At 69.6% G+C, this 5005-nt stretch carries 5 protein-coding genes; 3 read left to right on the top strand and 2 right to left on the bottom strand.

Features of this window, described 5'->3' with window-relative positions:
* Positions 1-210 precede the first annotated feature (210 nt).
* Positions 211-1212, bottom strand: a complete 1002-nt coding sequence (cobS, locus tag VGD44_RS25450; RefSeq protein ID WP_331091412.1) for a cobaltochelatase subunit CobS — start codon at positions 1210-1212, stop codon at positions 211-213.
* A gap of 114 nt (positions 1213-1326) precedes the next feature.
* On the opposite strand from cobS, the gene VGD44_RS25455 reads away from it, so the two are divergent.
* On the top strand, positions 1327-1698 hold the full coding sequence (locus VGD44_RS25455) for a limonene-1,2-epoxide hydrolase family protein (RefSeq protein ID WP_331091414.1): 372 nt from the start codon (positions 1327-1329) through the stop codon (positions 1696-1698).
* Between the two features lie 19 nt (positions 1699-1717).
* Positions 1718-2584, top strand: coding sequence for a TauD/TfdA family dioxygenase (locus VGD44_RS25460; protein WP_331091416.1), 867 nt, complete (start codon positions 1718-1720; stop codon positions 2582-2584).
* Between the two features lie 27 nt (positions 2585-2611).
* Here VGD44_RS25460 and VGD44_RS25465 read toward each other — a convergent pair whose 3' ends face one another.
* A complete protein-coding gene (locus VGD44_RS25465; protein WP_331091418.1) occupies positions 2612-3898 on the bottom strand; it encodes an MFS transporter in 1287 nt (428 codons plus the stop codon).
* 117 nt (positions 3899-4015) lie between these two features.
* On the opposite strand from VGD44_RS25465, the gene VGD44_RS25470 reads away from it, so the two are divergent.
* Positions 4016-5005: pyridoxal phosphate-dependent aminotransferase (locus VGD44_RS25470; RefSeq protein WP_331091420.1), on the top strand; the 990-nt coding region annotated here is incomplete at its 3' end.

A 5005-nucleotide genomic window follows, 5' to 3' on the forward strand; every position in this document is an offset into this window, starting at 1 on the left:
CACCGACGACCCGCCGGTCCCTCTCTCCGACACCGGCTGACGGCGCGCAGCGCCCCTTCAATGGCCCGCGGAAACACGCGGAAGGACGCGGAAAGAGCAGAACGAGCCCGGCGCCTCGCCAGGCCCGGCGCCCTTCCGCGTGCTTCCGCGTGCTTCCGCGGGCAATCATGACAGCGCCTGCGGCGCGCGAGGGCGCCGCCGGTTGGCGCTTTACGCCACCCGCACCCGGGCCGTGCTTTCCGGCAGGTCCTGGCCGAAGGCGCGCTGGTAGAACTCGGCGACCGTGCCGCGCTCCAGCTCGTCGCACTTGTTCAGGAACGTCATGCGGAACGCCAGGCCGATGTCGCCGCCGAAGATCTCGGCGTTCTGCGCCCAGGTGATCACCGTGCGCGGGCTCATGACCGTGGAGATGTCGCCGTTCATGAAGGCGTTCCGGGTCATGTCGGCGACCCGCACCATGGCGTTGATCGTCCGCTTGCCCTCGGCCGTCTGGTAGTTCGGCGCCTTGGCCAGCACGATCTCGGCTTCCACGTCGTGGCTCAGGTAGTTGAGCGTGGTGACGATCGACCAGCGGTCCATCTGGCCTTGGTTGATCTGCTGCGTGCCGTGGTAGAGGCCGGTCGTGTCGCCCAGGCCGATGGTGTTGGTCGTCGAGAACAGGCGGAACCAGGGGTTCGGCCGGATGACGCGGTTCTGGTCGAGCAGCGTCAGTTTGCCCTGCGCCTCCAGCACCCGCTGGATCACGAACATCACGTCCGGGCGGCCGGCGTCGTACTCGTCGAACACCAGCGCGATCGGCCGCTGGATGGCCCAGGGCAGCATGCCTTCCCGGAACTCGGTGACCTGCATGCCGTCCTTGAGCACGATGGCGTCCTTGCCGACCAGGTCGATCCGGCTCACGTGGCTGTCCAGGTTTACCCGGATCAGCGGCCAGTTCAGGTGGGCGGCCACCTGCTCGATGTGGGTGGACTTGCCGGTGCCGTGATAGCCCTGGACCATGACGCGCCGGTCGTACGCGAAGCCGGCGACGATCGCCCGCGTGGTCTCGGGGTCGAACTGATAGGCCGGATCGATGTCCGGCACGTGCGGGTCACGCTCGGTGAAGGCCGGCGCCTTCATGTCGAAGTCGACGCCGAACGTCGATCGCACGTCGACCTCCGTGTCTGGGGTCAGCGTGATCAGCTTGTCTTCGGTGGTGTCGAAAGCGGCCATAGCGGGGTTCGATTACAGGCTTGCCGTCGCGTACGCAAACGGGTGTTTCATCCAGGAATGAAGGAGCGCCCCGGTCGAGACGAGGGCGCCCCAGGGGAAGGGGAGGGAGCCGGTTTGGCCCGCAACGCAGACATCGTCCGCAACTTCATTGCCGCCTGGTCCCGGCTGGACGCCGCCGAACTGGCCGGCTTCTTCACCGAGGACGGAGTCTACCACAACATGCCGGCCCGGCCTGTGGCCGGCCGCGCCGCCGTGCAGGCGTTCATCGCCGGCTTCGCCAAGGACTGGACGGCGACCGAGTGGGACGTCCTCAACATCGTCGAGGCGGGCGACGTGGTCATCGCCGAGCGGCTGGACCGCACCCGCCTGGGCGACAAACGTGTGGACCTGCCCTGCTGCGGGGTGTTCGAAATGCAGGACGGCAAGATCAGGGTCTGGCGCGACTACTTCGACCTGGCCACCTACACCCGCGCGCTCGGCGCCTGAGAACCAGGGGAGGATCGTGATGGCGGACGGCGCGGCGGCGAATGCGATCCGGGTTAAGCCCGAGGAGAGCGGCTTCGGCGCGGAGGTGACGGGCCTCGACCTGTCGAAGCCCCTCGCGCCAGCGGTGATGGCCGCCGTCCGCGACGCCTGGGCCAGGCACGCGGTCCTGTCGTTCCCGGACCAGCCGCTCAGCCTGGACGAGCTCGAGGCCTTCACCCTGCAGATGGGCCCGTTCGGGGACGACCCGTTCATCGCGCCCATGCCCGGCCGGCCCAACGTGCTGGAGCTGCGCCGCGAGCCTGACGAGAAGGCGCCCAACTTCGGCGGCGGCTGGCACTCGGACTGGAGCTTCCAGCCCGCCCCGCCGGCGGCCACGATCCTGCGCTCGGAGGTGGTCCCACCGGTGGGCGGCGACACCCTCTTCGTCGACGCGGCCACGGCCTACGACGACCTGTCGCCCACCATGAAGTCGATGCTGGCGCCGCTACGCGCCATCCACTCGGCGACGCGGCCCTACGGCGCCCAGGGCCTCTTCGCCCGCGAGACCGAGAAGCGGACGATGAAGATCCTCTACTCGTCCGAGGCCGATAAGACCCATCCGCACCCGCTGGTGCGCACCCACCCGGTCACCGGCCGCAAGTCGCTGTTCGTCAGCCCCACCTACACGGTGGGCGTCGAGGGCCTGACCGAGATGGAGACCGACGCGATCCTGGGCTTCCTCTACAAGCACCTGCTGCAGGACAAGTATCGCTACCGCCACCGCTGGGAGGCCGGGATGGTGCTCATGTGGGACAACCGCTGCACCATGCACTTCGCCGAGGGCGGCTACGATGGCCACTTGCGGGTGATGCACCGCACGACCGTGGCCGGCGACGTGCCGGTGTGAAGCGTCCGGAACTGACGTAGCCGACGGCTATGCGTCGCCCTCATGCGTCGGGCGACAGAACCACAGGCCGGCGAGGCTGAGCACGCCCGCCGCCACCAGATACGCGCCCACCAGGGCCAGACCGCCGCGGTCTGCCAGCGCCTGCGCCGCGATGGGCGCCATGCCGCCGCCGATGATGCCGCCGACGTTGAACGCCACGGACGCGCCGGTGTAGCGAACCCGCGGCGGGAACAGGCTGGGCAGGAAGGCGCCCAGCGGCCCGTACACGAAGCCCATGGCGAACAGCGCCACGGACAGCCACGCCCAGACGAGCGACAGCGAGCCTGCGCCCATCATGGTCCCCATCAGCGCGCCGACCGCCACCGTGCCGACGCAGCCCGCCATCAGCACCCGGCGCGGATTGGCAGCGTCCGACCAGTAGCCCGCCGCGACGATCCCGGCCGCCAGGAAGGCGATCGCGCCCAGCTGCACGCCCAGGAACGTCTCGCGGCTGTAACCCAGCTTCGTCGTCCCGTAGCCCAGCGCGAAGGCCGTCGAGAGGTAGAAGATGGCGAAGCAGGCCACGACGGCGAACGTGCCGGCGACCAGCGCGCCGGGGTGCCGCTTGATCGCCTCGGCCATCGGCACGTGGCTGGGCTCGGCCTCGTCCAGCACCTTCTGGAAGGCCGGCGTCTCGCTGATCTTGAGCCGCACCCACAGGCCCAGGCCCACCAGGATCGCGCTCGCCAGGAACGGCAGCCGCCAGCCCCACTCGGCGAACGCCTCGGGCGACAGCCCCAGGCCCAGCAGCAGGAAAAGGCCGTTGGCGGCGATGAAGCCTACCGGCGCGCCCAGCTGCGGGAACATCCCGAACCGCGCCCTCCAGCCCGGCGGCGCGTTCTCCACCGCCAGCAGCGCCGCGCCGCCCCACTCGCCGCCCAGCCCGAAGCCTTGGCCGAACCGCAGCAGGCAGAGGAGGGCGGGAGCCACCCAGCCCACCATGGCGTAGCTGGGCAGGAAGGCGATCAGCAGGGTCGAGAGGCCCATGGTCAGCAGGGACGCCACCAGGGTCGACTTGCGCCCGATCCGGTCGCCGAAGTGGCCGAAGAACGCCGCGCCCACCGGCCGTGCGAAGAACGCGACCGCGAAGGTCGCATAGCTCTGCAGCAGCTGGGCGCTGTCGGACGACTTGGGGAAGAAGAGCTGCGGGAACACCAGGGCCGCCGCCGTGGCGTAGATGTAGAAGTCGTAGAACTCGACGGCCGTGCCCACCAGGCTGGCCGCCAGCACGCGGCGGTTGGAGGCGCTGCCCGCGCCGGCTGCGATGGTCGTCAACGCCGCTCTCCCCCGAAACTCGCGTCCGGCTTCGCCTCGACGGGCGTTGCGGTCAAGAGAGGCCATCGCCGTCGCTCTGGACGTGGACGCCTGACGCCGGGCATGTATCCAGCCGTCATGAGCGCCCAGATCGACCCCTTCTACGCCATCTCCATCAGCGGCCTGGCCCAGCGGCTGAAGGCGGAAGGCCGCTCGATCATCCACATGGAGTTCGGTCAGCCCTCGACCGGCGCGCCCAAGGCGGCGATCGCGGCGGCCCACCAGGTGCTCGACAGCGACGCCATGGGCTACTGGTCGAGCGAGCCGCTGAAGGCCCGCATCTGCCGCCACTATGCCGAGACCTACGGCGTTGCGATCGAGCCGATCCAGATCACCCTCACCTGCGGCGCCTCGCCGGCGCTGGTGCTGGCGCTGTCGGCCACCTTCAAGCCGGGCGACGTGATCGCCATGGCCCGGCCGGGCTACGTCGCCTACCGCAACAATGTGAAGGCGCTGCACATGGTCCCGCTGGAGATTCCGTGCGGGCCTGAGACGCGCTTCCAGCTCACCGCCGCAACGCTCGCGGCCCTCGATCCGGCGCCGGCCGGCGTGATCCTGGCCAGCCCCGCCAATCCGACCGGCACCATCATTCCACAGGCCGAGCTGGAGGCGATCGCCAAGGTCTGCCGCGAGCGCGGCATCCGCATCATCTCCGACGAGATCTACCACGGCCTCAGCTACGCCGAGCCGACGCACTCCATGCTGGAGTTCGAGCCCAACGCGATCATCGTGAACAGCTTCTCGAAGTACTTCTCGATGGCTGGCTGGCGCCTGGGCTGGCTGATCGTACCGCGGACGGAGGCCTCGCGGGCCGTGGCCTACATGGGAGCTCTGTTCCTGACCGCCCCGTCCCTGGCGCAGCACGCCGCGCTGGTCGCCATGGACTGCCGCGACGAGCTCGAGGGCCACGTCGCCACCTATCGCCGCAACCGCGAGCTCCTGCTCGAGGCGCTGCCGTCGCTGGGCCTGGAGAAGATCGCCCCGCCCGACGGCGCCTTCTACATCTATGCCGACGTGGGCCGGCTCACCGACGACAGCCTGGCCTTCTGCAAGCAGCTGCTCAGCGAC

The sequence above is a fragment of the Phenylobacterium sp. genome (genome assembly GCF_036402295.1).
Taxonomy (GTDB): Bacteria; Pseudomonadota; Alphaproteobacteria; order Caulobacterales; family Caulobacteraceae; genus Phenylobacterium.